This is a genomic window from Kitasatospora cystarginea (assembly GCF_039533515.1).
GTDB classification, from domain to species: Bacteria; Actinomycetota; Actinomycetes; order Streptomycetales; family Streptomycetaceae; genus Kitasatospora; species Kitasatospora cystarginea.
Genome location: NZ_BAAATR010000004.1, coordinates 343,619 through 366,400, shown reverse-complemented (window position 1 = coordinate 366,400; position 22,782 = coordinate 343,619). Strand labels below are relative to the sequence as shown.

Below are 22,782 nucleotides of genomic sequence, written 5' to 3'. Positions count from 1 at the left end.
GCGTCCTCGCTGTGTATTTCAAAAGGAATCTCCAACCACGAACCACAAGGATCCGAGGCCGGGGATGTCAACATATCTGGCGTTGACTTTTGGCACGTTGTTGAGTTCTCAAGGAACGGACGCTTCCTTCGGACCGCCTTCCAGCGGAACCCCCGGGCGCTTCGTTCTTTCGTGTTTCCAGCTTATCAGATGCTTTCCGCTCCGTTTACCGGACCGAATTCCATCGGATTTGCTTTCTTCTTTCGCCTTTCGGCGCTCCCGAACTCTACCAGAGCTTTCCGGTCGAATTTCCCAATCGATCGAGATCGAAAGGGCGTGCGACGGACCATCACTGGTCGAAGGGGAGTCCACCCGAATCAGGCGACTCGACCTACGTTAGGACACCGGTCAACGGTAGTCAAACGTGGAGGGGCCGGATCTGGCTTGATCCGGCCCCTCCCACCCGAAGGTGCAGCTCAACACGAGTCGGTTTGCGCCAACCCGTGTCCTGCAGGCTGTCGCTGTTGCTCGGGTGTCAGGCGGTCTTCAGTTCGATCGCGGCGAGGTTGCGCTTGCCCCGGCGCAGCACCAGCCAGCGGCCGTGCAGCAGGTCGGCGGTGGTGGGGGTCGCCTCCTCGTCGGTGACCTTGGCGTTGTTGAGGTAGGCGCCGCCCTCGTTGATGGTGCGACGGGCGCCCTTGCGGCTCGGGGCCAGGCCGGCCTCGACCAGGAGGTCGACCATCGGGAGCAGCTCGCTGACCGTGGCCTTGGGGACCTCGGCCAGGGCGGCGGCGAGGGTCGAGGGCTCCAGGTCGGCGAGGTCGCCTTGGCCGAAGAGCGCCTTGGAGGCCGCGACGGCGCGCTCGTACTGCTCCGCCCCGTGCACGAGGGTGGTGAGCTCCTCGGCGAGGGCGCGCTGGGCGAGCCTGGCGGCGGGGCGCTCGGCGGTCTCGCGCTCCAGTTCCTCGATCTCCTCCCTCGAACGGAAGGAGAAGATGCGCAGGAAGTTGGAGACATCCCGGTCGTCCGCGTTCAACCAGAACTGGTAGAAGGCGTACGGGGTGGTGAGCTCCGGGTCCAGCCACACGGTGCCGGACTCGGTCTTGCCGAACTTGGTGCCGTCCGCCTTGACGATCAGCGGGGTGGCGAGGGCGTGCACGGACTTGCCCTCGGCCTTGCGGATCAGGTCGGTTCCGGCGGTGAGGTTGCCCCACTGGTCGCTGCCGCCGGTCTGCAGGGTGCAGCCGTAGCGGCGGTTCAGCTCCAGGAAGTCCATGCCCTGGAGGATCTGGTAGCTGAACTCGGTGTAGCTGATACCCGCGTCGGAGTTCAGCCGCCGGGCGACCGCCTCCTTGGCGATCATGTTGTTGACGCGGAAGTACTTGCCCACGTCGCGCAGCAGGCTGATCGCCGACATCCCGGAAGTCCAGTCCAGGTTGTTGACCATCCTGGCCGCGTACTCGCCCTCGAAGTCGAGGAAGCGGGAGATCTGGCCACGCAGGCGGTCGACCCAGCCGGCCACCACCTCGGGGTCGTTGAGGACCCGCTCCGCGGTCGGCTTGGGGTCACCGATCAGGCCGGTGGCGCCGCCGACCAGGCCGAGCGGGAGGTTTCCGGCCCGCTGGATGCGGCGCATGGTGAGGATCTGCACCAGGTTGCCCAGGTGCAGGCTCGGGGCCGTCGGGTCGAAGCCGCAATAGAACGTGACCGGGCCGTCCGCGAACGCCTTGCGCAGTGCGTCCTCGTCGGTGGACAGGGCGATCAGCCCGCGCCACCGCAGCTCGTCGACGATGTCCGTCACGGTCTCGCTTCTCCTTCGATCGGGCACCCAGGCGCGTGTCAGTGGGCCGTTCCATCGGGCCCCGCGTCTGGACGACTCCAGCGTTCTAGAGGGTACGCGGTCCTGGCCAGCGGATTTCAGTTCGGGCGTGCCACCGCTGTGGCCGGGCAGGCGAAATTCCGTTGTTCGGGCGCCCGGGCCCGTCCAGAGTGTTTGCACCGCCACCGGGCGACGAGCAACGGGGCGGCTGACAGGCATGGGATCAGGACGGCCGGGCCGTCGGGGCACGGTCGGGACAGGGAGGGTGGCCCCGGTGCGCAACACGCTGGTACTCAACGCGAGCTATGAACCCCTGACGACGGTGTCGCTCAAGCGCGCCGTGGTGCTCGTCCTCCAGGACAAGGCCGTGGTCGAACACGCCCGTCCGCTGGGCGTGGTTCGCGCGACCGGCGTGTCCGTACCGGTGCCCCGGGTGATCCGGCTGCGGCGGTACGTCAGAGTGCCGTTCCGACAACGGGCCCCGTGGTCCCGGCGCGGGGTGCTGATCCGGGACCAGCACGTGTGCGCGTACTGCGGGCGGCGGGCCGGGACGGTCGACCATCTGGTGCCGAAGTCCCGGGGTGGCACCGACAGCTGGCTGAACACCGTGGCGGCCTGTGCGGAGGACAACCAGCGCAAGGCCGACCGGACCCCGGAGCAGGCCGGGATGCAGCTGCTCCGCAGGCCGTTCGAACCCACGCCGGAGGCCTCGCTGATGATGGCGCTCGGCCTGCGCGGCAGCGAGGCGGGCGAGTTCGCACCGTGGCTGCCGGCCGCGGCCTGACCGGCTCACCTGGCTCCCGGTGGACCGATCCGATCTCGTGGGGGGACGGATCGGCCCACCGGGCCGATGGCAGCGGGCCTCGGCCACCGGACGGCCGGGTACCGGTAGGGGCTGTCTAGCCCTTGGCCTGGAAGGCGGTGGCGGTACCGAAGTTGGTCGAGTGCTCGGGGACGGCCACCACCTTGTCGCCGCCGATCAGGACCCGGCCCGCGGTGAGCAGCGAGCCGGTCCCCTGCGGGTAGGCGCCGCCGGTGGACTCCTGGCCACCGGTGAGGGCGAAGCGGCTGAGGTGGGCCGGCTGGTCGAGCCGCTCGTCGACGGCGAGCATCAGCGCGCCGTTGTCGATGCCCACCGCGCGGGCCTTGCCCTTCTCCGTGGCGGCGGACTTCCAGAGCGGTTTGCCGGTGGTCAGGTCGTACGCGGTCACGGCGACCGGACTGCCTTCGGCCGGCGTCAGCGTGGTGACCATGGTGTGGCCCTGGAAGAACACGGTGGGCGTCGGGCTGAAGGTGCCCCGGGCCACGTCGAGGCGGCCGCCGTTGCCGGAGACCGGGATCTCGGTGGCGGGGTCGCCGTTGGGTCCCCAGGACAGGACCCGGTCGTCGGCGGGGCTCTGGCCGGTGGTGAGGATCGTGGCGGGTTCGGCCGACAGCACGGTGACGGTCTTCGGGCTGTTGTTGAGCCCGCGCCACCACTTGACCTTGCCGTCGGCGGTGTTGAGCGCGACGGCCTGGACGTTCGGGTCGCTGTCCGCGCAGCTGCTGCTGAGCAGCACGGTGTCGCCGCCCGCGCCGCCGGACAGGGTGCAGAACTTGCCCTGGCCGGTGTACTGCCAGGCGTCGCTGCCGTCGGCCGCTGCCCAGGCCCAGGCCTTGTCGTCGCCGACCGCGATCACCTTGTCGCCGCTGACCGCGACGTGCGCGGAGTACGGGTCCTTGGTGTCGGAGAGGGTCTTGGTCCAGGCCGTCTTGCCGGTCTTGGTGTCGATCGCGGCGAGCATTGTGCAGGGGCTCTTCGGATCGGCCTGCGGCCGGAACAGGGCGACGCCGAGACCGTTGGTGTTCACGGTGGGCGAGAGGCCGCAGGCGGCGGCGTTGTCGGCCGGCGGGGTGACGGTCCAGGCGGGCTTCCCGTCGGTCAGCGCGTACGCGTGCACACCGGTGCTGTCGGCACGGACGGCCGTGTCGGCGAGCAGCCAGCTGCCGACCAGCGTGTCGTCGGAGCCGGCCGCACCGGCGGCCGCGGGCTGGGCGGTCCAGGCCTTGGCGTGGGCGACCGCGAAGGCCTTGGCCGCGGCCGGGTCCTCGGTGCTTCCGCCGCTGCTGCCACTACTGCCGCTGCCGCTGCCGTCGGTGGCCAGCACGGCCGCCGTGATCAGGACGAGGACGGCGGCGGCACCGGCGCCGGCTCGGATCGCCAGGGTGCGCCGGTCGGGGCCGTGCTCGGCCGAGACCACGGCGGAGACGGCGGCCTTGGCCCGGTCGACGAGCGAGCCCTTGCCCTCGCCGTCGTTCGAGCCGCCGCCGTTCCGGCTGCCGTCGTCCGGCTGCTCCGCCGGGGTGGCGACCACGAAGGGCGAGAGAGGGACGGCTGCCGAGTCCCCGGAGACGGGGGGCATCGTGGCGGTCGCGGCCTGGTCGAACGGGGGGAAGGCGGCGGTGGGCGGGCCCTGGTCCGGCTCGGCGCCGGCGGGGGACGCCGGGCCGGCCGGTGGCTGGGCGCCCTGGGCGGCGGGGCCGGTGGGATCCGCGGGGTACTGCTGGTCGAAGCCGTAGTAGCCGTTTTCAGCACCCGGCGGCGCGTAGAGCTGCTGCTCCGGGGCCTGGTACTGGCCGTACACGGAGTCGGCGGTGGTGGCGGCCGCGCTCGTCCCGAACGGGTCGTAGCCGGGGGTGGCCCCGAATTCCTGGCCACCGGCGCCGGGTGCCTGGGGTGCGTAGAAGCCGTCGCCGTGCCCGCCGGCCTCCTGCTGCCCCGGATGGCCGCCCTGCCCGGGCACACCGCCCTGCCCGTGGAGTCCGTTCTGCCACGGTCCGGTGTTCTGGCCGTCCCAGCCCGGCTGGCCCGGCAGCCCGTGCTGCTCGGGGAAGCCGGCCTGGGCGGGGGTACCGAACCCGCCGGGCTGCTCGGCGAAGCCCGGCTGCTCGTGGAAGCCGTGGTCGCCGCTCGGATACTGCTCCTGCGCGCCACCCTGCCAGGGGTCACCGGCCGCAGCCGGCTGCTGCGCTGGGTACCAGGGCTGCTGCTGGTAGTCGTACCCGATGGGCTCCTGCCCGGCGGTCCCGGAGTGGTCCTGAGCCATGCGTCCCGTCCGTCCGACTGCGTGCTACGAGGCGCCAGCATCTCACGTCGACGGACGCGGGCCCTCCCAAACCCTGGGCTCCGGCCACTGACCGGGGCTCAGGCCCCGGCGCGCACGGCCTCGTCGATCTTGCCCGCGAGGGTGAAGTCAAGGCTGGTCAGACCGCCTTCGCTGTGGGTGAGAAGGACGAAGCGCAGGGTCCGCCAGCGGATGTCGATGTCGGGGTGGTGGTCCATCTGCTCGGAGGTCACGGCGATCGAGTCCACGATCCGGATGGCGGCCGGGAAGCTGGACGCCTCGACGGTACGGGTGATCGAGTCTCCCTCGCGGGTCCAGTCGGGCAGGGCGGTGAGTGCCGCCGTGATCTCGTCCTCGGTCAGCAGGGCCGGGCGTCCGCTCATGGTGTTGCTGCCTCTCCCTCGGGGTGCGCTCACCGGTGCCTGGTGCGCTCACAGGAGCATAGGGAGGCGGCCGCCGGCGGGCCCGGCGACACCGCGCACCGCCCACGGATCGGCCGCCTCCCACCTGTGACGGACCGTCGAACCAACAGGCCGGCGAGCCGACGGGCCAGCGGACCGCCAGACCGCCAGACCGCCAGACCGCCAGACCGCCAGACCGGCGAGCCAACGCACCCGCTCCCCGTCAGGCGATCAGCAGCCGGACCACCGCGACCAGGCCGATCGCCACGATGACGCCGCGCAGCACGGGTGGCGCCAGCCGTCGGCCGACCTTGGCCCCGATCTGGCCGCCGAGCACCGAACCGGCCGCGATCAGCAGCACCGCCGTCCAGTCGATGTGCGAGGAGAAGAGGAAGAAGACTGCGGCGACGCCGTTGACGGTCAGCGCGAGCACGTTCTTGGCCGCGTTGAGGCGCTGCATCCCGTCGTCCAGCAGCATTCCCAGGATGGCGATCAGCAGCACGCCCTGGGCCGCGCCGAAGTACCCGCCGTAGATGCCGGTGAGGAACACTCCGAGCAGCAGTACCGGGCCGGTACCGGTCGCGGCGCCGTCTCTCCGCCGGGCGGCCATCGCGCGGGCCACCCTGGGTTGCAGGACCACCAGGACCAGCGCGAGCAGGATCAGGACCGGGACGATCGCCTTGAACGCGCTGCCCGGCAGCCTGATCAGCAGCCAGGCGCCGAGCAGCCCGCCGAGCAGGGAGGCGGTGCCGAGCCGGCGCAGCCGCCCGCCCTGTCCGGCGAGCTCGCGGCGGTAGCCGATGGCTCCACTGAGCGAGCCGGGAACCAGGCCGATGGTGTTGGAGACGTTGGCGGTGACCGGCGGCAGGCCGAAGGCGAGCAGCACCGGGAAGGTGATCAGGGTGCCCGAGCCGACCACCGTGTTGATCGTCCCGGCACCGATCCCGGCGGCGAGGACGAGCAGCGCCTCCCACCACGTCATGTCCGAACCCTTCGCTCGCCCCTGTCACGCTGATCCTCCAGCAGTGGCGGTACCAGGATCAGGGGGTATCCATCATCCGGAACGGGAGGCCGGAGACGGCGGACGGCCCGCCCCCGGACGGTTCCGGGGGCGGGCCGAGGCGTCACGGGCGGATCAGCATGGCCGGATCCGGTCGGTCACTCCGGGTCGATCTTGGGGTACTCACGGGTCGGCTCGACCCGGGGGCGGGCGGCGCCCTTGTCGATGTCCACCGGCCCCGGCCCCGCGGGCGGGGTGGCGGCCGGACGGGCGGCCGGGTCGAGCGGGACCTGAGTGGCCGTCGGGGCGGCGGGCGCGGCGGCGGGGCCGGCCCCGTTGCCGCCGGTCAGCCCGGTGAAGGCGCCGCCGAGGCCCTTGAGCGCGTCGCCGACCTCGCTCGGGATGATCCAGAGCTTGTTGGAGTCGCCCTTGGCCAGCTCGGGCAGGGTCTGCAGGTACTGGTAGGCGAGCAGCTTCTGGTCGGCGTCGCCGTCGTGGATGGCCTCGAAGACCGTACGGATGGCGGCCGCCTCACCGTCGGCGCGCAGCACCGCGGCCTGGGCCTCACCCTCGGCCTTGAGCACCTCGGCCTGCTTCTCACCCTCGGCGCGCAGGATCTGGGCCTGGCGGGCACCCTCGGCGGCGAGGATCGCGGCGCGCTTGTCACGGTCGGCGCGCATCTGCTTCTCCATCGAGTCCTGGATGGAGTTCGGCGGCTCGATCGCCTTCAGCTCGACCCGGTTGACCCGGATGCCCCACTTGCCGGTGGCCTCGTCGAGCACTCCGCGCAGACCCGCGTTGATCACCTCACGGGACGTCAGGGTGGACTCCAGGTCCATCGAGCCGATGATGTTGCGCAGTGTGGTGACCGTGAGCTGTTCGATCGCCTGGATGTAGCTGGCGACCTCGTAGGTGGCGGCGCGCGGGTCGGTCACCTGGTAGTAGATGACGGTGTCGATGTTGACCACCAGGTTGTCCTGGGTGATCACCGGCTGCGGCGGGAACGGGACCACCTGTTCGCGCAGGTCGATCCGGTTGCGGACGGTGTCGATGAACGGGACCACGATGTTCAGTCCCGCGTTCAGGGTCCGGGTGTAGCGGCCGAAGCGCTCCACGATGGCCGCACTGGCCTGCGGGATCACCTGGATCGTCTTGATCAGTGCGATGAAGGCCACCACGACCAGGACGACCAGCACGATAAGGACGGGTTCCACGGACTCTCCCCTAGACGACCAGGGCGGTCGCGCCCTGGATTTCGACGACATCGACCTGCTGCCCCGGCTGGTAGACCGTGCCGGGATGAAGCGCGCGAGCCGACCAGATCTCACCGTTGAGTTTGATCCGCCCGCCCTCCCCGTCGACCTGTTCCTGGACGATCGCGGTGGCCCCGATCAGCGCCGCCGTCCCCGTCCGGAACTCCGGCGCCTGGCGCAGCTGCCGGTAGGCGATCGGCCGGACGAACACCAGCAGTGCGACGGACACCCCCACGAAGAGCAGGAACTGAAGTACCACGCCGGCCCCGAGCCCGGCGGCCAGCGCGGCGGCACCGGCGCCGATCGCGAACATCGCGAACTCCGGCAGCGCGGTGAGCACCAGCGGTATGCCCAGGCCGACGGCGGCCAGCAGCCACCAGATCCAGCTCTCCACAGATCCATCCTAGGTACGGGAAGACTCTTCCCGCGTTGGTTCCCGCAGGTGGATGGGCGGAAACCGGTCGCACGTGCGACCGGTCTCCCAGCGGCCTTATTCGGTTGTCGACCGGCCTCAGCCGAGCGGCAGGCCCTGGGCGGCCCAGCGGTCGCCGCGGCGCTCCAGGGTGAGCGGCAGGCCGAAGCAGCGCGAGAGGTTGCGGGCGGTCAGTTCGGTGTCGATCGGACCGGCGGTCAGCACCTTGCCCTGACGGATCATCAGCACGTGGGTGAAGCCGGGGGCGATCTCCTCGACGTGGTGGGTGACCATCGCCATCGCGGGCGCGTTCTCGTCCTGGGCCAGCGCGCCGAGGCGGCGGACCAGGTCCTCGCGGCCGCCCAGGTCCAGGCCGGCGGCGGGCTCGTCGAGCAGCAGCAGCTCGGGGTCGGTCATCAGACCGCGGGCGATCAGGGTGCGCTTGCGCTCGCCCTCGGAGAGGGTGCCGAACTTGCGCTCGACCAGGTTCACCATGCCGAGCCGGTCGAGCAGGGCGAGTGCCCGCTGCTCGTCGGTGGTCTCGTACTGCTCCCGCCAGCTGACCGTCATGCCGTACGCGGCGGTGAGCACCACCTGGAGCACGGTCTGGTCGGCCGGCAGCCGGTCCATCATCGAGGCGCCGGCCAGGCCGATCCGCTGGCGCAGCTCGAAGACGTCCACGGAGCCGAGCTTCTCGCCGAGGATCGCGGCGGTGCCGGTGCTCGGGAAGAGGTAGGTGGAGGCGACCTGCAGCAGGGTCGTCTTGCCCGCGCCGTTCGGTCCGAGGATCACCCAGCGCTCGCCCTCCGAGATCGACCAGGAGACCTGATCGATGAGCGCGTGCCCCTCCCGGACCACGGATACGTCCACCAGCTCCAGCACGTCGCTCATGCCTAGCCTTCCCCAATGCAGATTCGGCCGTCCGTGGGACCTGGGCGAAAGGTCCTCGGGGTGCGGTCCACTCGTCTCGTCAGTCGGCGCGAACGGACGGACCACTCCGACGGCCGGGATGGGGCTCGGAGGGGTGCGCCGCGCGCAGCACTCTCCCAAACCTACGCCACGCGGATGGCCGAGTTTTCCGTAGGCTGGCCGGATGCTCGTCACTCCTGCCGACAATCCGTACGAAGAACCCCGCTCCGGGCGGCTCACCGCCTGGGGCAACGCCCTGCTCGCCGGGCTGGTTCCGCCCGACGACGCCGCCACGGCGGTGCTCGGCGCGGACGAGACGCACCGGGTCACCGGACTGCCGGGCGACGCCGCCGAGGACGAGCACGGGCTCACCTGGGCGCTCGGACGGCTGCGCGTCCTCGGCGTGACCGGGCTCCGGCTGGCCCTGCCCGACGCCGGGCACCCGCTGGGGCTGACCGGTCCCCCGGCGTTCAACGCGGAGGCGTTGGCGGCCGGTGAGGCGGTGCTGGCGGCCGGTGTGCCGATCGGGCTGGTCCCCGAGGTCGAGGTCTACGGACCGGCCGGCGACCAGGCGGTGCGGGTGCTGTGGCGCTGCGGCGCCGTCAACGACGGCCCGCCGGCCGGGGTCCCCTCGCTGCACGAGGCCGAGCGGGAGCTCGCGGAGGGGCTGCGGGAGGCGACCGTACTGCTCGCCGGGCTGGACGTCGCGGGGGCCGGGCCCGAGGCGCTGCGGGCGCTGGAGGAGTACCGGCGGCGCGGGCACGTCGAGCTGCTCGCGCCCGGGTACTCACCGCGGGCGGTGCGCGTCCTGGAGTCGGCTCGGCAGATCTCGGCACTGCTCGCCATCGCGCTGGGCGGGCACGGGGCCGCGGTCAGCGCCTCCGAGATGGCGGCCCGCCGCGAGGTGCTGGCGCCGCTGACCCGGACCGCCCGGCGGGCCCAGGTCGCCGCCTACAACTCGCTCGCCGACGAGCCGCGCGGCTGAGACACGGAGGGCTCGCCGCGGCGCCGGGCGGCCCACCGGGCGTCGCGAGGGCGGCTACGCCTCGCCGTTGCGGACGGCCCAGAGGGCGGCCTGGGTGCGGTCGGCGAGGTCGAGTTTCATCAGGATGTTGGAGACGTGGGTCTTGACCGTCTTCTCCGACAGGTGGAGCGTCCGGGCGATCTCCCGGTTGGAACGCCCGTCGGCGATGTGGCTCAGGACCTCGCGTTCGCGTTCGGTGAGGGTGCCGCCCCGGCCCTGCGGGGCCCGGGCTCCGTCGTCGGAGAGCAGGGCCTCGGCGAGTTCTGGCTGGAGCAGGACGTGCCCGGCGTGCACGGACCGGATCGCCCCGGCCAGCGCCTCCGGGTCGACGTCCTTGTACACGTAGCCGGCCGCGCCGGCCCGCAGCGCGGGGACCATGGTCCGGTGTTCGGTGAAGCTGGTGACGATCAGGACCCGGGCCGGGTTGCCCTGCTCCTTGAGCAGCCTGAGCGCCTCGATCCCGTCCGTCCCTGGCATCTTCAGGTCCATCAGGACGACGTCCGGCAGCAGATCCCGGGCGCGTTCGACGGCCTCCGCACCGTCCGCGGCCTCACCGACCACCTCGATGTCCTCCTGCACCTCCAGGAATGTGCGCAGGCCGCGCCGGACCACCTGGTGGTCGTCCACCAGCAGGACGCGGATCGCCGACGACGTGTCAGGCACCGGGTACCTCCAACTCCACGACCGTCCCCTCGCCGGGGGCGGACTCCAGTACCAGGGTGCCGCCGACCGCGGACGCCCGGTCGCGCATCGACACCAGTCCGAGGTGGCGCCCGGCCCGCCGGACCGAGTCGGGGTCGAAGCCGCGTCCGTCGTCGACCACCCGCAGCACCGCGCCGCGGCCGGCGGTACCGGCCAGGGTGACGTCGACGTGCCGCGCACCGGCGTGCCGCAGCGCGTTGTGCAGGGCCTCCTGGGCGACCCGGAGCAGGGCCGCCTCCTGGGCCGAGGGCAGCGCCCGCACCCCGCGGCTGGTGAAGCGGACCGCCGCGGAGTGCGCCCGGTCGAGTAGTTGGACCTGTGAGGCGAGGGTGGCCGCCAGGCCGTCCTCGTCCAGTGCGGCCGGGCGCAACTCGACCACCACGGTGCGCAGTTCGTCGGCGGCCTCGGCGGCGAGCCGGGCCACTTCGGCGAGTTCGGCGCGGGCCCTGGCGGGGTCGCGGTCGACCAGGGTGGCGGCGGCCTTGGCGGTGAGGCGCAGCGAGAAGAGCTTCTGCGAGACCGCGTCGTGCAGGTCGTGGGCGATCCGGGCGCGTTCGTCGGCCAGGGTGAGCTCGCGGCTGCGCTCGTAGAGGCGGGCGTTGCCGAGGGCGATGGCGGCGTGCGCGGCGAGGATGCGCAGCAGTTCCTCGTCCCGTTCGGTGAAGCCGCGGGTCCGGCCCTTGGCGCCGAGTTTGTTGGCGAGGAAGACCGCGCCGAGGACCTCGCCGTCGTCGGTGATCGGCATCCCGAGGAAGTCCTTCAGTTCGGGGTGCGCGTCGGGCCAGCCGCCGAAGTCGGGGGCGAGGCGGACGTCGGCCAGCCGGGTCGGGTCGAGCCGGTGCAGCATCGAGGCGAGCACGCCGTGCTGGCGGGGCAGCGGGCCGATGGCCTTCCACTGCTCGTCGGTGACCCCGTCCACCACGAACTGGGCGAAGCCGCCGTGGTCGTCGGGCACGCCGAGGGCCGCGTACTCGGCGTCCAGCAGTTGCCGGGCGGAGGCGGTGATCCGGCGCAGCACCTCGCGGACCTCCAGGTGCCGGCTCATCGCGAGGACGGCGGCGCTGACCGCTTCGATCCCGCCGAGGCTGGGGTCGCAGGCGGGGAGGGGTTCGTCGGCGGTCATGTCCCCAACGCTACCGCCGGCGGGACGGGCCCGGCATGGGGCGCCGGGCGTAGGACCTGCGGCGTAGCGGGGCGGGGCCGTCGGTCCCGAAGACGGAAACGGGCGGCCCGGCCGAATCCGCGATTCGACCGGGCCGCCCGTACCCGAGCGTCCGGGTCAGCCCTTCTGCATGACCTCGGGCTCGTGGCGGCGCTGCAGCCGCTGCACCAGGAACGCCAGGGCGACCGACATGGCCACCAGGACCAGGCAGTTGACGGCCCAGTGGCCCACCGAGTGGGACCAGAGCGCGTCGATCTCGGTGTCCTTGCTGCCCATCGGGTCGAGGTGTGCCAGGTCCAGGGTGGTGCCCGGGGCGGCGACGCCCCAGCGGGCGGGCATCAGCCAGGCCAGCTGCTCCAGGCCGGGCTTGTGGAAGAGCTGGAAGACCGTACCGGTGAAGACCATCTGCACGAGGGCGAACATCACCAGCAGCGGCATGGTCTTCTCGGCCGTCTTGACCAGGGCGGAGATCACCAGGCCGACCATCATCGAGGTGATGCTGAGCAGGACGATGCCGATGCCCATCTCGATGATCGGCGCGTGCTTGAACACCAGCCCCTCGGTGGGCAGTTTGCGCGCACCGAAGCCGATCGCCGAGATGACCGCGCCCTGCACCACGCTGACCCCGCTGAGCACGGTGATCTTCGACATCAGGTACGCCGAGCGGGAGAGCCCGGAGGCGCGTTCCCGTTCGTAGATCGCCCGTTCCTTGATCAGCTCACGGACCGAGTTGGCCGATCCGGACAGACACGCGCCGAACGCGATGACCATCAGGATCATCCCGGCGATGCCGTTGGTGCCACGGGGGCCGGGGCGCAGGCCCAGGTCGTCCGGGATCAGCGTGCTCAGCGTGCCGAGCAGCAGCGGCATCAGCAGGGACAGTCCGATGTAGCCCCAGTCGGAGCCGATCACCGAGAGGTAGCGGCGTACCAGCGTCCACCACTGGGAGAGCCAGCTCTGCGGCTTGGGCGGGCGGAGCTGCTCCTGGGCGACAGCGGCCGGCTGGGCGGCGCCCGAGTCCACGTCCGCCGAGTACTGCTGGTAGTGCACCGAACCCCGGTAGCGGCCGGCCCAGTCGTGGTCCGGGTAGTTCTCGAACGCCTGGAAGACGTCCGCCCAGCTCTCGTAGCCGAAGAAGTGCAGCGCCTCGTCCGGCGGCCCGAAGTACGCCACCGAACCGCCCGGCGCCATCACCAGCAGCCGGTCGCAGAGCGCGAGTTCGGCGACGGAGTGGGTGACCACCAGGACGGTGCGGCCGTCGTCGGCGAGCCCGCGCAGGGTCTGCATGACCTCGCGGTCCATGCCCGGGTCGAGGCCCGAGGTGGGCTCGTCCAGGAAGATCAGCGAGGGCTTGGTGAGCAGCTCGAGGGCGACCGAGACGCGCTTCTGCTGGCCGCCGGAGAGCGCGGTGATCCGGTTGTCGGCGCGCTTGTCCAGGCGCAGCTCGTACAGCACCTCGTCGATCCGGCGCTCGCGCTCGGCGGCCTCGGTGTCGCCGGGGAAGCGCAGCCGGGCGGCGTACTTGAGGCCGGTGCGGACGGTGAGTTCCTTGTGCAGGATCTCCGACTGCGGCACCAGGCCGATCCGGGAGCGGAGTTCGGCGAACTGCTTGTAGAGGTTGCGGCCGTCGTAGAGGACGTCACCGCGGTCGGCGGGGCGGTAGCCGGTGAGCGCCCGCAGCAGCGTCGACTTGCCGGAGCCCGAGGGGCCGATGACGGCGACGAAGGACTTCTCCGGGAGGGAGAAGCTGACGTCGTTCAGCAGGATCTTCTTGGCGCCCTTGTGCTCGACCTCGACGGTCAGGTGGCGGGCGGAGAAGGAGACCGCGCCGGTGTTGAGGAACTCCTGCAGCTGGTCGCCGACCAGGGTGAAGGTGGAGTGGCCGACGGTGAGCCGGTCCTGCTGCCCCATCAACTGGCGCTGCACCGGCTGGCCGTTGAGGAAGATTCCGTTGTGGCTGCCGAGGTCGACGATCTCCCATCGGCCGTCGGGCAGTTGGCGCAGTTCGGCGTGGTGGCGGGAGACCTGCAGGTCGGAGACCACGATGTCGTTGTCCAGCGCACGGCCGATCCGGATGGTCCGCGCCCCGGTGTTGAGGCTGCGCACCATGGTCGGGCTGCCGAGACCGGGCTGCGGCTGCGCGCCACCCGAGGACTGCTGCACGCCGCCCGAGGACTGCTGCGGGAAGGCGGGCGGCTGCGGAGTGGGCCACTGCTGCTGCGGCTGCGGCTGCTGGACCGGCGGCTGGGCGGGCCAGGGCTGCTGCTGCGGCACGTACGGCTGTTGCTGCGCCGGGGGCTGCACCGGCTGCTGCGGTGGCTGGTACTGCTGGGGCTGGGGTTGGGCCGCGTTCGGGCCCGGCCTCGGCGCCGTGGTGGCCTCGTACCACGCGGGCGCCTGCGGCTGCTGGGCCTGCTGCTGGGACGGCACCCCGGCCGGCGCCGAGAAGGCCAGCCTGGGCCCGTTCTCGGCGTTGCCGAGGTGCAGCACCGTGCCCGGCAGCAGCTGCGCGTGCAGCGTGCGGGCGCCGGAGGCGTACGTGCCGTTGGTACTGCCGTGGTCCTCCAACTGCCAGCTCGCGCCGTCGAAGGAGATGGTGGCATGCCGCCAGGAGACCCTGGCGTCCTCGAACCTGAAGTCCGAGTTCGGGTCACGCCCGATGGTGTACGACTGTTCGGGCTCCAGGACCCGCTGCTGCCCGCTGATGTCTAGTACGAGTTGCGGCACTGTCCGCCCGCCCCGCTCTCCGGTTCCCCCGGTGTTTCCTGCATCTGACAGGGCGAATCATTCCAGCCGTCCGCCGCGCCTCGAAAGTCGGTCCGTCACCGGCGCGGGCCCGGGGACGAGTCGTGAGGAACCTCGGCACGAAGGGTGAACCTTCCTGGACGCGGGTGAACCTTCGGTGGCACCGGCCGCGCGACGGGGAGTCCCCGCACCCGGTGGGCCGGTCGCGCCCCGAAGCCCCCGGTGCAGCGCCGCCCCGCACGGGCCGGAGGACTGCTACGCCTTCCCTGCGCCCCTGGCGGCCGGCCCGGGTGGCTGCGCGGGGAGGTCCAAGCTCCGGACGCGTGCGGTGCGCGGACGCGGGGGCCCGGTAGCGTGGGAATCACCATGAACGCAACGCCTCCGGCCGCTGAGCCCCTCCCCGCCTCGCAGCCCCCCGCCCCGCTCGTGCAGCGCGGCGCCGACGACGAGCGAACCCTGCTGGTCAAGGTGTTCGGCAAGGACCGCCCGGGTATCACCGCGGGTCTGTTCGCCACCCTCGGCGAGTTCGGTGTCGACGTGATCGACATCGAACAGGTGGTCACCCGTGGCCGGATAACGCTGTGCGCCCTGATCACTCCCCCGGCCACCCAGAGTGCCGAGGGCACGCTCCGGGTCACCGTGCACCGCTGGGCCGAGGGCCTCCGGCTCCAGGCCGAGATCATCTCGGGTACCGGCGACAACCGCCCCCGCCGCGAGGGCCGCTCGCACGTGACCGTGCTGGGGCACCCGCTGACCGCCACCGCCGTCGCGGCGCTGGCCAACCGGGTCTCCGAGGCCGGCGGCAACATCGACCGCGTCTTCCGGCTGGCCAAGTACCCGGTGACCGCGGTCGAACTGGCCGTCTCCGGCGTCGCCACCGAGCGGCTGCGCGCCGAACTGGCCGTCGAGGCGGCCGCGCAGCGGGTGGACATCGCCGTGATCCAGGCCGGGCTGCAGCGCCGGGCCAAGCGCCTGGTCGTGATGGACGTGGACTCCACCCTGATCCAGGACGAGGTGATCGAGCTCTTCGCCGCGCACGCCGGCTGCGAGGCACGGGTCGCCGAGGTGACCGCCGCCGCGATGCGCGGCGAGCTGGACTTCGCGGAGTCGCTGCGGGCCCGGGTCGCCCTGCTGGCGGGGCTGGACGCGAGCGTGACGGACAAGGTCCGCTCCGAGGTACGGCTGACGCCGGGCGCCCGCACCCTGATCCGTACGCTCCAGCGGCTCGGCTACCAGGTGGGGATCGTCTCCGGCGGGTTCACCCAGGTCACCGACCACCTGGTGGAATTGCTGGGGCTGGACTTCGCCGCGGCCAACACCCTGGAGGTCGAGGACGGGAAGTTCACCGGCCGGGTCACCGGGGAGATCGTGGACCGGGCGGGCAAGGCGCGCTGGCTGACGCGGTTCGCCGAGCAGGCCCGGGTGCCGCTGGAGCAGACGGTGGCGATCGGGGACGGGGCCAACGACCTCGACATGCTCAACGCGGCCGGCCTCGGGGTCGCGTTCAACGCCAAGCCGGTGGTCCGGGAGGCCGCCGACACCGCGGTCAACGTGCCTTTCCTGGACACCGTCCTCTACCTGCTCGGGATCACCCGCGAGGAGGTGGAGGCCGCCGACCTGGTGGACTGAGCGGCACACCGGGGGGCGCGGGGAGCCGGGCGACCGGCCGGTCGGACGCGGGTCCGCCCCCGCCCCCGCAGGGCCGGCCGCACGCGCACTGCCCCGCGCCCCCGGGGCCGCTCTCGCAGAAGCGCTGCTCAGTCCTGCGGGGTGTGGAAGGTCTCCAGCTTCGCCACGCCCGGTTCGACGTCCTTCCAGGAACCGGTGAAGCTCAGCACCGCGACCGCCGCCGTCGGGAAGCCGCCCAGGCGCAGGCGGTTGAGCGCGTCCGGATCGCCTTCCTCGCCCGCCAGGACCTGGGTCAGCCCGAGCACCCCGGGATTGTGGCCGACCAGCAGCACGTCGGTGATCTCGTCGGGGGTCTCCTGCAGCACCGTGATGATCTCACCGGCGCTGGCCTCGTACAGCCGCTCCTCGTAGACCGTCCGCCGAGGCCGCTTGGGCAGCCCGTGGACGGCCAGCTTCCAGGTCTCCCGGGTCCGCACCGAGGAGGAGCAGAGCACGAGGTCGGGGTTGATGCCGGAGTCGGCGAGCCACTCGCCGGCTTCCTTCGCCTGGGTCTGGCCACGGTCGGCGAGCGGCCGCTCGTGGTCGTCCACCTGGTTGGGCCAGTCGGCCTTGGCGTGGCGGAGAACGATGATCCTGCGGGGCATGTCGGCGCTCATACTCCCAGAGCTTCGCAGAAAATCCGCCGTCGGGCGCGGTGCCCCAGACCGGCACCACCCGCAGGAGTGGAGCACCCGGGAGCGGCCTCGGGTCAGCCCATGCTCTGGGCGACGCTGGCGATGATCGACACCACGACGACGATCGCCGCGATCACGCCGAGCAGCGCCAGCAGCTTCTTCTGGCCATTCGGCGGATTCGGTTCGAGAACGGGCATGGTGCCGAGTCTCGCATCCGGAACCCGCCGGGCGGAAACCGGGGTACGGCTCTTGACCTGCGCTTGGTGCCGGCGCACCGGCTCCTGCCGCCGGTGCGCCGGGCAGGCCCCGGGTCAGCCGGCGGCCGGCGCCTCGGCGGGGACCTCGTCCTCGATGTGCCTGGCCCGGGCCGCGCGCATGCCGACCAGGATCTGCGGGACCAGCAGTGCCGCCAGGAAGGCCAGCGGCAGGTACCAGGACCCGGTGGCCCCGTAGATGCCGCCGACCAGGATCGGGCCGGGGATGGAGATCAGGTACCCGAGGCTCTGCGCGAAGGCCGAGAGCTGGGCCACCCCGCCCGGGGTCCTGGCACGCAGACCGATCATGGTCAGTGCGAGCGGGAAGGCGCACATCGACAGTCCGACCAGGACGGCCCAGAGCCAGGAGGCGGTACCCGCGGCGAAGGCCAGGCCGACGTAGCCGAGGATCCCGCACAGGCCGAGCACCACCACGAACAACCGCTGGTCGCCGCGGCGGGCGGCCAGGCTGGGCAGCACGAAGGAGGCCGGGACGCCGATCGCCATCACCAGCGCCAGCAGCACCCCGGAGGCGCTCTCCGACACCCCGGCGTCCTGGTAGATCTTGGGCAGCCAGCCCATGGCGGCGTACGCGCTGGTGGACTGCAGGCCGAAGAAGGCGGCCAGCGCCCAGGCGGTACGGCTGCGCCGGATCGGCAGCCTGGCGGCCCCCTGCTCGGCCCGGCCGCCGGTGCCCTTCTCCCGCCGCAGCAGGAGCGTCACCAGACAGAGCACCAGGGCGGCCAGCCCGAGCAGGCCCCAGACGCCCAGACCGGCCCGCCAGTCGCCGCCCAGGGCGGTGGTCACCGGGACGGTGACCGCGGCGGCCAGCGAGGTGCCGGCCGACAGCGACATCGAGTAGAGACCGATCATCGGACCGACCCGGTCGGGGAAGTAGCGCTTGATGACCACCGGCAGCAGTACGTTCGAGACCGCCACACCCGCCAGGGCGACGGCGGTGAGCAGCAGGAAGAGCGCCGTTCCCCCGGCGAAGGAACGGGTGACCACGCCCAGCACGATCGCGCCCATCCCGGCCGTGACCACCGCGATCGGGCCGGCCTTCCGGGCCAGTGCCGGAGCCGCGACGCCGAAGACCGCGAAACAGAGCGCGGGTACCGCGGTGAGCAGCCCGGCGACGGTGGCGTTCATCCCGAGGTCTGCCCGGACCTTGTCGAGCAGGGGTCCGAGGCTGGTGACCACCGGTCTGAGGTTGAGCGCGGCGGCGGCGATCGCGACGGCCAGCAGCACGGCCGGCAGGCCGCGCCGGTCGGCTCCGGTGTCGGCGGCGGTGGTCCCGGTCGGGTGGTTCTCGGCGGATCGCGCGGTGGCGCGCGGGTCGGTGGTGGTGTCTGCGGCGGTGGACATGCCGCCCATCATAGAATCATGGGATGAATTACCGCACGCCGGTATCCTGAGCTTCATCGGGTCTTCATCACCGTCCAGGGCCGCGACGGCCCCTCAACAGCAGCCCTCCACCCAGCAGCAGCCCCTCACACAGCAGGAGACAGAGTCCATGGTGCTGTCAGCCACCCGGCGAACACCGCTGTCCGACCAGGTGATCGCGCAGCTCCGCGCCCAGATCACCTCGGGCGAATGGCCGGTCGGCTCGCGGATCCCCACCGAGGCGGAGCTGGTCGAGCAGCTCGGGGTGGCGCGCAACACCGTCCGGGAGGCCGTACGGGCGCTCGCGCACAACGGGCTGCTGGACATCCGCCAGGGCTCGGGCACCTATGTGCTGGCCACCAGCGAGCTGGCCGGTGTGATGCACCGCCGGTTCGCGGACGCCGACCAGGACCAGGTCGCCGAACTGCGGTCGATGCTGGAGAGCGCGGCCGCGGGACTGGCCGCCGACCGGCGTAGCGAGCGCGACCTGGCGCTGATGGGGACCACGCTGGCCCGCCGGGAGGCGGCCTGGTCCTCGGGCGATCCGGAGGACTTCGTGCAGGCGGACGCGGCCTTCCACCAGGCGGTGGTGGCGGCGGCCCACAACGACGTGATCTCGGCGATCTACGCCGACCTCGGCGAGGTGCTGCGGGCCCATCTGCGGCACGACGTCGGGCCGGAGCTGGTCCCGGAGAAGTACCTCGGCCACGACGGGATCCTGGAGGCGATCCGGGACGGGGACGCCCAGCGGGCCGCCGCCGAGGCGGGCCGGGCGATCGGCGCCTGCCGCACCGCCGAGGCCTGACCTTCCGGCGCCGCCGAGGCCCGACCACCGCTCCGGCCCGCCACCGGGGACACGTCGGCCCCGGGCCGGCTCCGCAGAACACGTCAGCCCCGGACCGCGGGGGTCCGGGGCTGGTGCTGGTGCTGCTGCTGGTGCTGGTGCTGGTGGGTCGGTCAGGCGCCGATGGCGTGCAGACCGCCGTCCACGTGGACGATCTCACCGGTGGTCTTCGGGAACCAGTCCGAGAGCAGCGCGACCACACCGCGGCCGGCCGGCTCCGGGTCGGAGAGGTCCCACTTCAGCGGGGAGCGGCTGTCCCAGGTGGCGGCCAGGTCGGAGAAGCCCGGGATGGACTTGGCGGCCATCGAGCCGATCGGGCCGGCCGAGACCAGGTTCACCCGGATGTTGCGCTCGCCCAGGTCGCGGGCCATGTAGCGGGAGGTGGCCTCCAGCGCGGCCTTGGCCGGGCCCATCCAGTCGTACTTCGGCCAGGCGAACTGCGCGTCGAAGGTCAGGCCGACCACCGAACCGCCGTCCTGCATCAGCGGCAGCAGCGCCATGGTCAGCGACTTCAGCGAGAACGCCGAGACCTGCATCGCGGTGGCCACGGACTCCCACGGGGTGTTCAGGAAGTTGCCACCGAGCGCGTCCTGCGGGGCGAAGCCGATCGAGTGGACGATGCCGTCCAGGGACGGCAGGTGCTCGCGCACCTTGTCCGCGATGCCCGCCAGCTGCTCCTCGCTGGAGACGTCGAGCTCCAGCACCTTCACCGGCTTGGGGAGCTTCTTGGCGATCCGCTCGGTCAGGCTGGGCCGGGGGAACGCCGTCAGGATGATCTCGGCGCCCTGCTCCTGGGCAAGCTTGGCGGTGTGGAAGGCGATGGAGGACTCCATCAGCACACCCGTGATCAGGATGCGCTTGCCCTCAAGGATTCCGCTCATGTTTCAGTGACCCATGCCCAATCCGCCGTCCACGGGAATGACGGCTCCGGTGATGTATGCGGCCTCGTCCGAGGAGAGGAAACGCACCGCCGACGCGATCTCGGCCGGTGCGGCGTAACGTCCCAGCGGCACCCCGGAGACGATCTCCTTGCGCCGCTCCTCGGTGAGCACCGCGGTCATGTCGGTGTCCACGAAGCCGGGGGCGACCACGTTGACGGTGATGTTGCGGGAACCGAGCTCGCGCGCCAGGGAACGGGCGAAGCCGACCAGGCCGGCCTTGGAGGCCGCGTAGTTGACCTGGCCCGGCGAGCCGGTCAGACCGACCACCGAGGAGATCAGCACGATACGGCCCTTGCGCGCCCGCAGCATCTTCGCCGCGGCCCGCTTGACCACCCGGAAGGTCCCGGTGAGGTTGGTGTCCAGGACCGAGGTGAAGTCCTCCTCGGACATCCGCAGCAGCAGGGTGTCCTTGGTGATGCCGGCATTGGCGACCAGCACCTCGACCGGGCCGTTCTGGGCCTCGACCTCGGTGAAGGCCGCGTCGACCTGCTCGGCGTCGTTGATGTCGCAGCGGGCGGCGATCACACCGTGCTTCGCCAGCTCCTCGGGGACCTCTCCCGAGCGGCTGGTGATGGCAACCTTGTCCCCTGCCTCGGCGAAGGCAAGGGCGATCGCGAGGCCGATGCCCCGGTTACCTCCGGTGACCAGAACCGAGCGGCTCAACGATCCACCTCTCTCCGTAGTTGTCGACGACCTCTGCGGGTCGGCACGTGGGGTGCCGCCCTGGTCGCGAACGCTCGCAGTGAACGCGTACGCAGTGTGACGCTATCGGTCCCGCCCAGACTGCGGCGAATCGGGCTCCGACAGGTCCGCCCACCGTGATCTGTGGTGTTCCGACAATGCGTGCACGGAGCGGATCCGCGCCGAAGAGCCCGCCGGTCGCCCCGGAGAACCGGTACGAGGCGGGAACACCGGCCCCACCGGGCCCGTTGCACACCGGGATGGTCCAACGGGCCCCGGGCAGCCGCCGGCCGTACACGTATGCGCGGGCGCGGTGAAGTTGGTGAAGTTACCGCGTCCGCGTCCGGTTTCGCGGTCGCAGGGTTGCTCACACCCCCGCGGCCGGGCATGGTTGCCGTCTGCGGCAGGACCGCCCGCGAGCGGGCCGATGAGCTGTCACCGCCCACCACCGGCGACAAGGAAAGCGAAGAGAGCGGATGAGCAAGGCACACCCGAGCAACGGCCGTCGCCTGCGGCTTCCGGCCATCACCGCCCTGGCCCTGGCGGCCGGTGCCACCGCCTGGGCGCTGCGCGAAGTGCCCGCCGCCTTCGGGCGCCGTCCGGACGCGCGCGACGAGCGGATCCGCAACTCCCCGCAGTTCCGCGACGGTGTCTTCCACAACGCTCCCTCCGCGCTGGCCTCCGCGACGCCGCCCGGCCCGCCGACCGACCGTTCCACCCTGCGCCGGCTGATCCTGGAACGCGAGGGCCGGCAGCCCGTCCGGCCGGTTCCGGTGGTCGTGCCCGAGGGCGGCGCCCGTCGTCCCGCCACCGAGGGCATCGAGATCACCTGGTACGGGCACGCCTCCGCGCTGGTGGAGATCGAGGGCCAGCGGGTCCTCCTGGACCCGGTCTGGAGCGAGCGCTGCTCCCCCGTGTCCCAGATCGGCCCGAAGCGGGTGCACCCGGTCCCGGTCGAGCTGGAGGACCTGCCGCAGGTCGACGCGGTGCTGATCTCGCACGACCACTACGACCACCTGGACATGGCGACCGTGAAGCGGCTGGTGGCCGGGCAGTCCGCGCCGTTCGCGGTGCCGCTGGGCATCGGCGGCCACCTGCGGCGCTGGGGCGTGCCCGAGCACCGGATCATCGAGCTGGACTGGGACGAGACCTGCACCCTCGGCGAGCTCACCCTCACCCTGACCTCCGCCCACCACTTCTCCGGCCGGGGCACCACCCGCAACACCACCCTCTGGGGCTCCTGGGTGATCGCCGGGCCGAGCCGCAAGGTCTACTACACCGGCGACTCCGGCTACTTCGAGGGCTACGCGGAGATCGGTGAGCGGCACGGGCCGTTCGACGCCGCCCTGGTCCAGGTCGGCGCGTACGACCAGGCCTGGGCCGACATCCACATGACCCCCGAGGACGCCGTCCGGGCCCACCTCGACCTGCGGGCCGGGCTGCTCGTCCCCGTGCACTGGTGCACCTTCACCCTGGGGCTGCACCCGTGGGCCGAACCGATCGAGCGCCTGATCGCCGAGACCAAGGAGCAGGGCGTACCGCTGGCCGTCCCCCGCCCCGGCGAACGCGTCGACGTCGACAACCCGCCGGAGCTGGACCACTGGTGGGAGGGCATCGCCTGAGCCCCGGCCTTCCGGGGCGGGCGGACTCCTCGGGTGCTCGCCGGGCGGCTCCTCCAGGGACTCCGCCCGGTCAACCGCCCACCCGGGCCCGCGACTTCGCCCGGGGTCTGCGCGTGGCTCCGGCGCTCCGTCCGCAGCCCCGTGCCTAGCGGTGGCCGAAATTGCCTGGCTGATATCCCGTTGGAACGGACATGATGCGATGCGGGTAACTCTGTACCGAGTTACCCGTACTCCGACCATCGAC

20 protein-coding genes are annotated in these 22,782 nt (G+C 71.9%); 5 read left to right on the top strand and 15 right to left on the bottom strand.

Translation table 11 applies throughout. The features are described 5' to 3' along the window. Nucleotides 1-514: 514 nt before the first annotated feature. A complete protein-coding gene (gene tyrS, locus ABD369_RS07345) occupies nucleotides 515-1,780 on the bottom strand; it encodes a tyrosine--tRNA ligase (protein ID WP_344635411.1) in 1,266 nt (421 codons plus the stop codon). A gap of 292 nt (nucleotides 1,781-2,072) precedes the next feature. On the opposite strand from tyrS, the gene ABD369_RS07340 reads away from it, so the two are divergent. Further along, on the top strand, nucleotides 2,073-2,582 hold the full coding sequence (locus ABD369_RS07340) for an HNH endonuclease (RefSeq protein ID WP_344635410.1): 510 nt from the start codon (nucleotides 2,073-2,075) through the stop codon (nucleotides 2,580-2,582). Nucleotides 2,583-2,697: 115 nt separating this feature from the next. Here the strand turns inward: ABD369_RS07340 and ABD369_RS07335 are convergent, their stop codons facing one another. The 6 genes from ABD369_RS07335 to ABD369_RS07310 all read right to left on the bottom strand — a co-directional run bounded on the left by ABD369_RS07335 (nucleotide 2,698) and on the right by ABD369_RS07310 (nucleotide 8,859). Beyond that, nucleotides 2,698-4,884 (bottom strand): outer membrane protein assembly factor BamB family protein, encoded by a 2,187-nt coding sequence (locus ABD369_RS07335; protein WP_344635409.1) that lies wholly within the window; start codon nucleotides 4,882-4,884, stop codon nucleotides 2,698-2,700. 98 nt (nucleotides 4,885-4,982) lie between these two features. Further along, nucleotides 4,983-5,285: a 4a-hydroxytetrahydrobiopterin dehydratase gene (locus ABD369_RS07330; RefSeq protein WP_344635408.1), complete on the bottom strand. Its 303-nt coding sequence runs from the start codon at nucleotides 5,283-5,285 to the stop codon at nucleotides 4,983-4,985. A 241-nt stretch (nucleotides 5,286-5,526) separates the two neighbouring features. After that, on the bottom strand, nucleotides 5,527-6,285 hold the full coding sequence (locus tag ABD369_RS07325) for a sulfite exporter TauE/SafE family protein (RefSeq protein ID WP_344635407.1): 759 nt from the start codon (nucleotides 6,283-6,285) through the stop codon (nucleotides 5,527-5,529). A gap of 176 nt (nucleotides 6,286-6,461) precedes the next feature. Then, nucleotides 6,462-7,517, bottom strand: a complete 1,056-nt coding sequence (locus tag ABD369_RS07320; RefSeq protein ID WP_344635406.1) for an SPFH domain-containing protein — start codon at nucleotides 7,515-7,517, stop codon at nucleotides 6,462-6,464. Between the two features lie 10 nt (nucleotides 7,518-7,527). Next, on the bottom strand, nucleotides 7,528-7,950 hold the full coding sequence (locus ABD369_RS07315) for an NfeD family protein (protein ID WP_344635405.1): 423 nt from the start codon (nucleotides 7,948-7,950) through the stop codon (nucleotides 7,528-7,530). A 117-nt stretch (nucleotides 7,951-8,067) separates the two neighbouring features. After that, nucleotides 8,068-8,859, bottom strand: coding sequence for an ABC transporter ATP-binding protein (locus ABD369_RS07310; RefSeq protein WP_344635404.1), 792 nt, complete (start codon nucleotides 8,857-8,859; stop codon nucleotides 8,068-8,070). Between the two features lie 202 nt (nucleotides 8,860-9,061). On the opposite strand from ABD369_RS07310, the gene ABD369_RS07305 reads away from it, so the two are divergent. Then, nucleotides 9,062-9,862 carry a hypothetical protein gene (locus tag ABD369_RS07305; RefSeq protein ID WP_344635403.1) on the top strand — a complete coding sequence of 267 codons (801 nt, stop codon included), beginning with the start codon at nucleotides 9,062-9,064 and terminating at the stop codon, nucleotides 9,860-9,862. 54 nt (nucleotides 9,863-9,916) lie between these two features. Here ABD369_RS07305 and ABD369_RS07300 read toward each other — a convergent pair whose 3' ends face one another. The 3 genes from ABD369_RS07300 to ABD369_RS07290 form a co-directional block, all read right to left on the bottom strand. Further along, entirely contained in the window at nucleotides 9,917-10,564 is a 648-nt protein-coding gene (locus ABD369_RS07300; protein ID WP_344635402.1) for a response regulator, read from the bottom strand. Next, on the bottom strand, nucleotides 10,557-11,726 hold the full coding sequence (locus ABD369_RS07295; RefSeq protein ID WP_344635401.1) for a GAF domain-containing sensor histidine kinase: 1,170 nt from the start codon (nucleotides 11,724-11,726) through the stop codon (nucleotides 10,557-10,559). Before ABD369_RS07295 ends, ABD369_RS07300 begins: the two co-directional genes overlap by 8 nt. A gap of 156 nt (nucleotides 11,727-11,882) precedes the next feature. Then, entirely contained in the window at nucleotides 11,883-14,492 is a 2,610-nt protein-coding gene (locus tag ABD369_RS07290; RefSeq protein WP_344635400.1) for an ABC transporter ATP-binding protein/permease, read from the bottom strand. A 384-nt stretch (nucleotides 14,493-14,876) separates the two neighbouring features. Between ABD369_RS07290 and serB the strand changes: the two genes are divergently transcribed. Then, the gene (serB, locus tag ABD369_RS07285; protein WP_344635399.1) at nucleotides 14,877-16,139 is read left to right on the top strand and encodes a phosphoserine phosphatase SerB; all 1,263 of its coding nucleotides are present in this window, start codon (nucleotides 14,877-14,879) and stop codon (nucleotides 16,137-16,139) included. Nucleotides 16,140-16,267: 128 nt separating this feature from the next. On the opposite strand, the gene ABD369_RS07280 is transcribed toward serB, so the two are convergent. The 3 genes from ABD369_RS07280 to ABD369_RS07270 form a co-directional block, all read right to left on the bottom strand. Continuing rightward, on the bottom strand, nucleotides 16,268-16,795 hold the full coding sequence (locus ABD369_RS07280) for a SixA phosphatase family protein (protein ID WP_344635398.1): 528 nt from the start codon (nucleotides 16,793-16,795) through the stop codon (nucleotides 16,268-16,270). A 92-nt stretch (nucleotides 16,796-16,887) separates the two neighbouring features. Further along, the gene (locus tag ABD369_RS07275; RefSeq protein WP_344635397.1) at nucleotides 16,888-17,010 is read right to left on the bottom strand and encodes an SGM_5486 family transporter-associated protein; all 123 of its coding nucleotides are present in this window, start codon (nucleotides 17,008-17,010) and stop codon (nucleotides 16,888-16,890) included. A 114-nt stretch (nucleotides 17,011-17,124) separates the two neighbouring features. Next, on the bottom strand, nucleotides 17,125-18,432 hold the full coding sequence (locus ABD369_RS07270) for a CynX/NimT family MFS transporter (protein ID WP_344635396.1): 1,308 nt from the start codon (nucleotides 18,430-18,432) through the stop codon (nucleotides 17,125-17,127). Nucleotides 18,433-18,580: 148 nt separating this feature from the next. Here ABD369_RS07270 and ABD369_RS07265 point away from each other — a divergent pair, with 148 nt between their 5' ends. Beyond that, on the top strand, nucleotides 18,581-19,255 hold the full coding sequence (locus tag ABD369_RS07265; protein WP_344635395.1) for a FadR/GntR family transcriptional regulator: 675 nt from the start codon (nucleotides 18,581-18,583) through the stop codon (nucleotides 19,253-19,255). 152 nt (nucleotides 19,256-19,407) lie between these two features. On the opposite strand, the gene fabI is transcribed toward ABD369_RS07265, so the two are convergent. Next, entirely contained in the window at nucleotides 19,408-20,175 is a 768-nt protein-coding gene (gene fabI / locus ABD369_RS07260; protein ID WP_344635394.1) for an enoyl-ACP reductase FabI, read from the bottom strand. Between the two features lie 3 nt (nucleotides 20,176-20,178). Further along, complete coding sequence (gene fabG / locus ABD369_RS07255) at nucleotides 20,179-20,898, bottom strand: 3-oxoacyl-[acyl-carrier-protein] reductase (protein ID WP_344635393.1); 720 nt, start codon at nucleotides 20,896-20,898, stop codon at nucleotides 20,179-20,181. Between the two features lie 494 nt (nucleotides 20,899-21,392). Between fabG and ABD369_RS07250 the strand changes: the two genes are divergently transcribed. After that, nucleotides 21,393-22,538 (top strand): MBL fold metallo-hydrolase, encoded by a 1,146-nt coding sequence (locus ABD369_RS07250; protein ID WP_344635392.1) that lies wholly within the window; start codon nucleotides 21,393-21,395, stop codon nucleotides 22,536-22,538. Nucleotides 22,539-22,782: the final 244 nt, after the last annotated feature.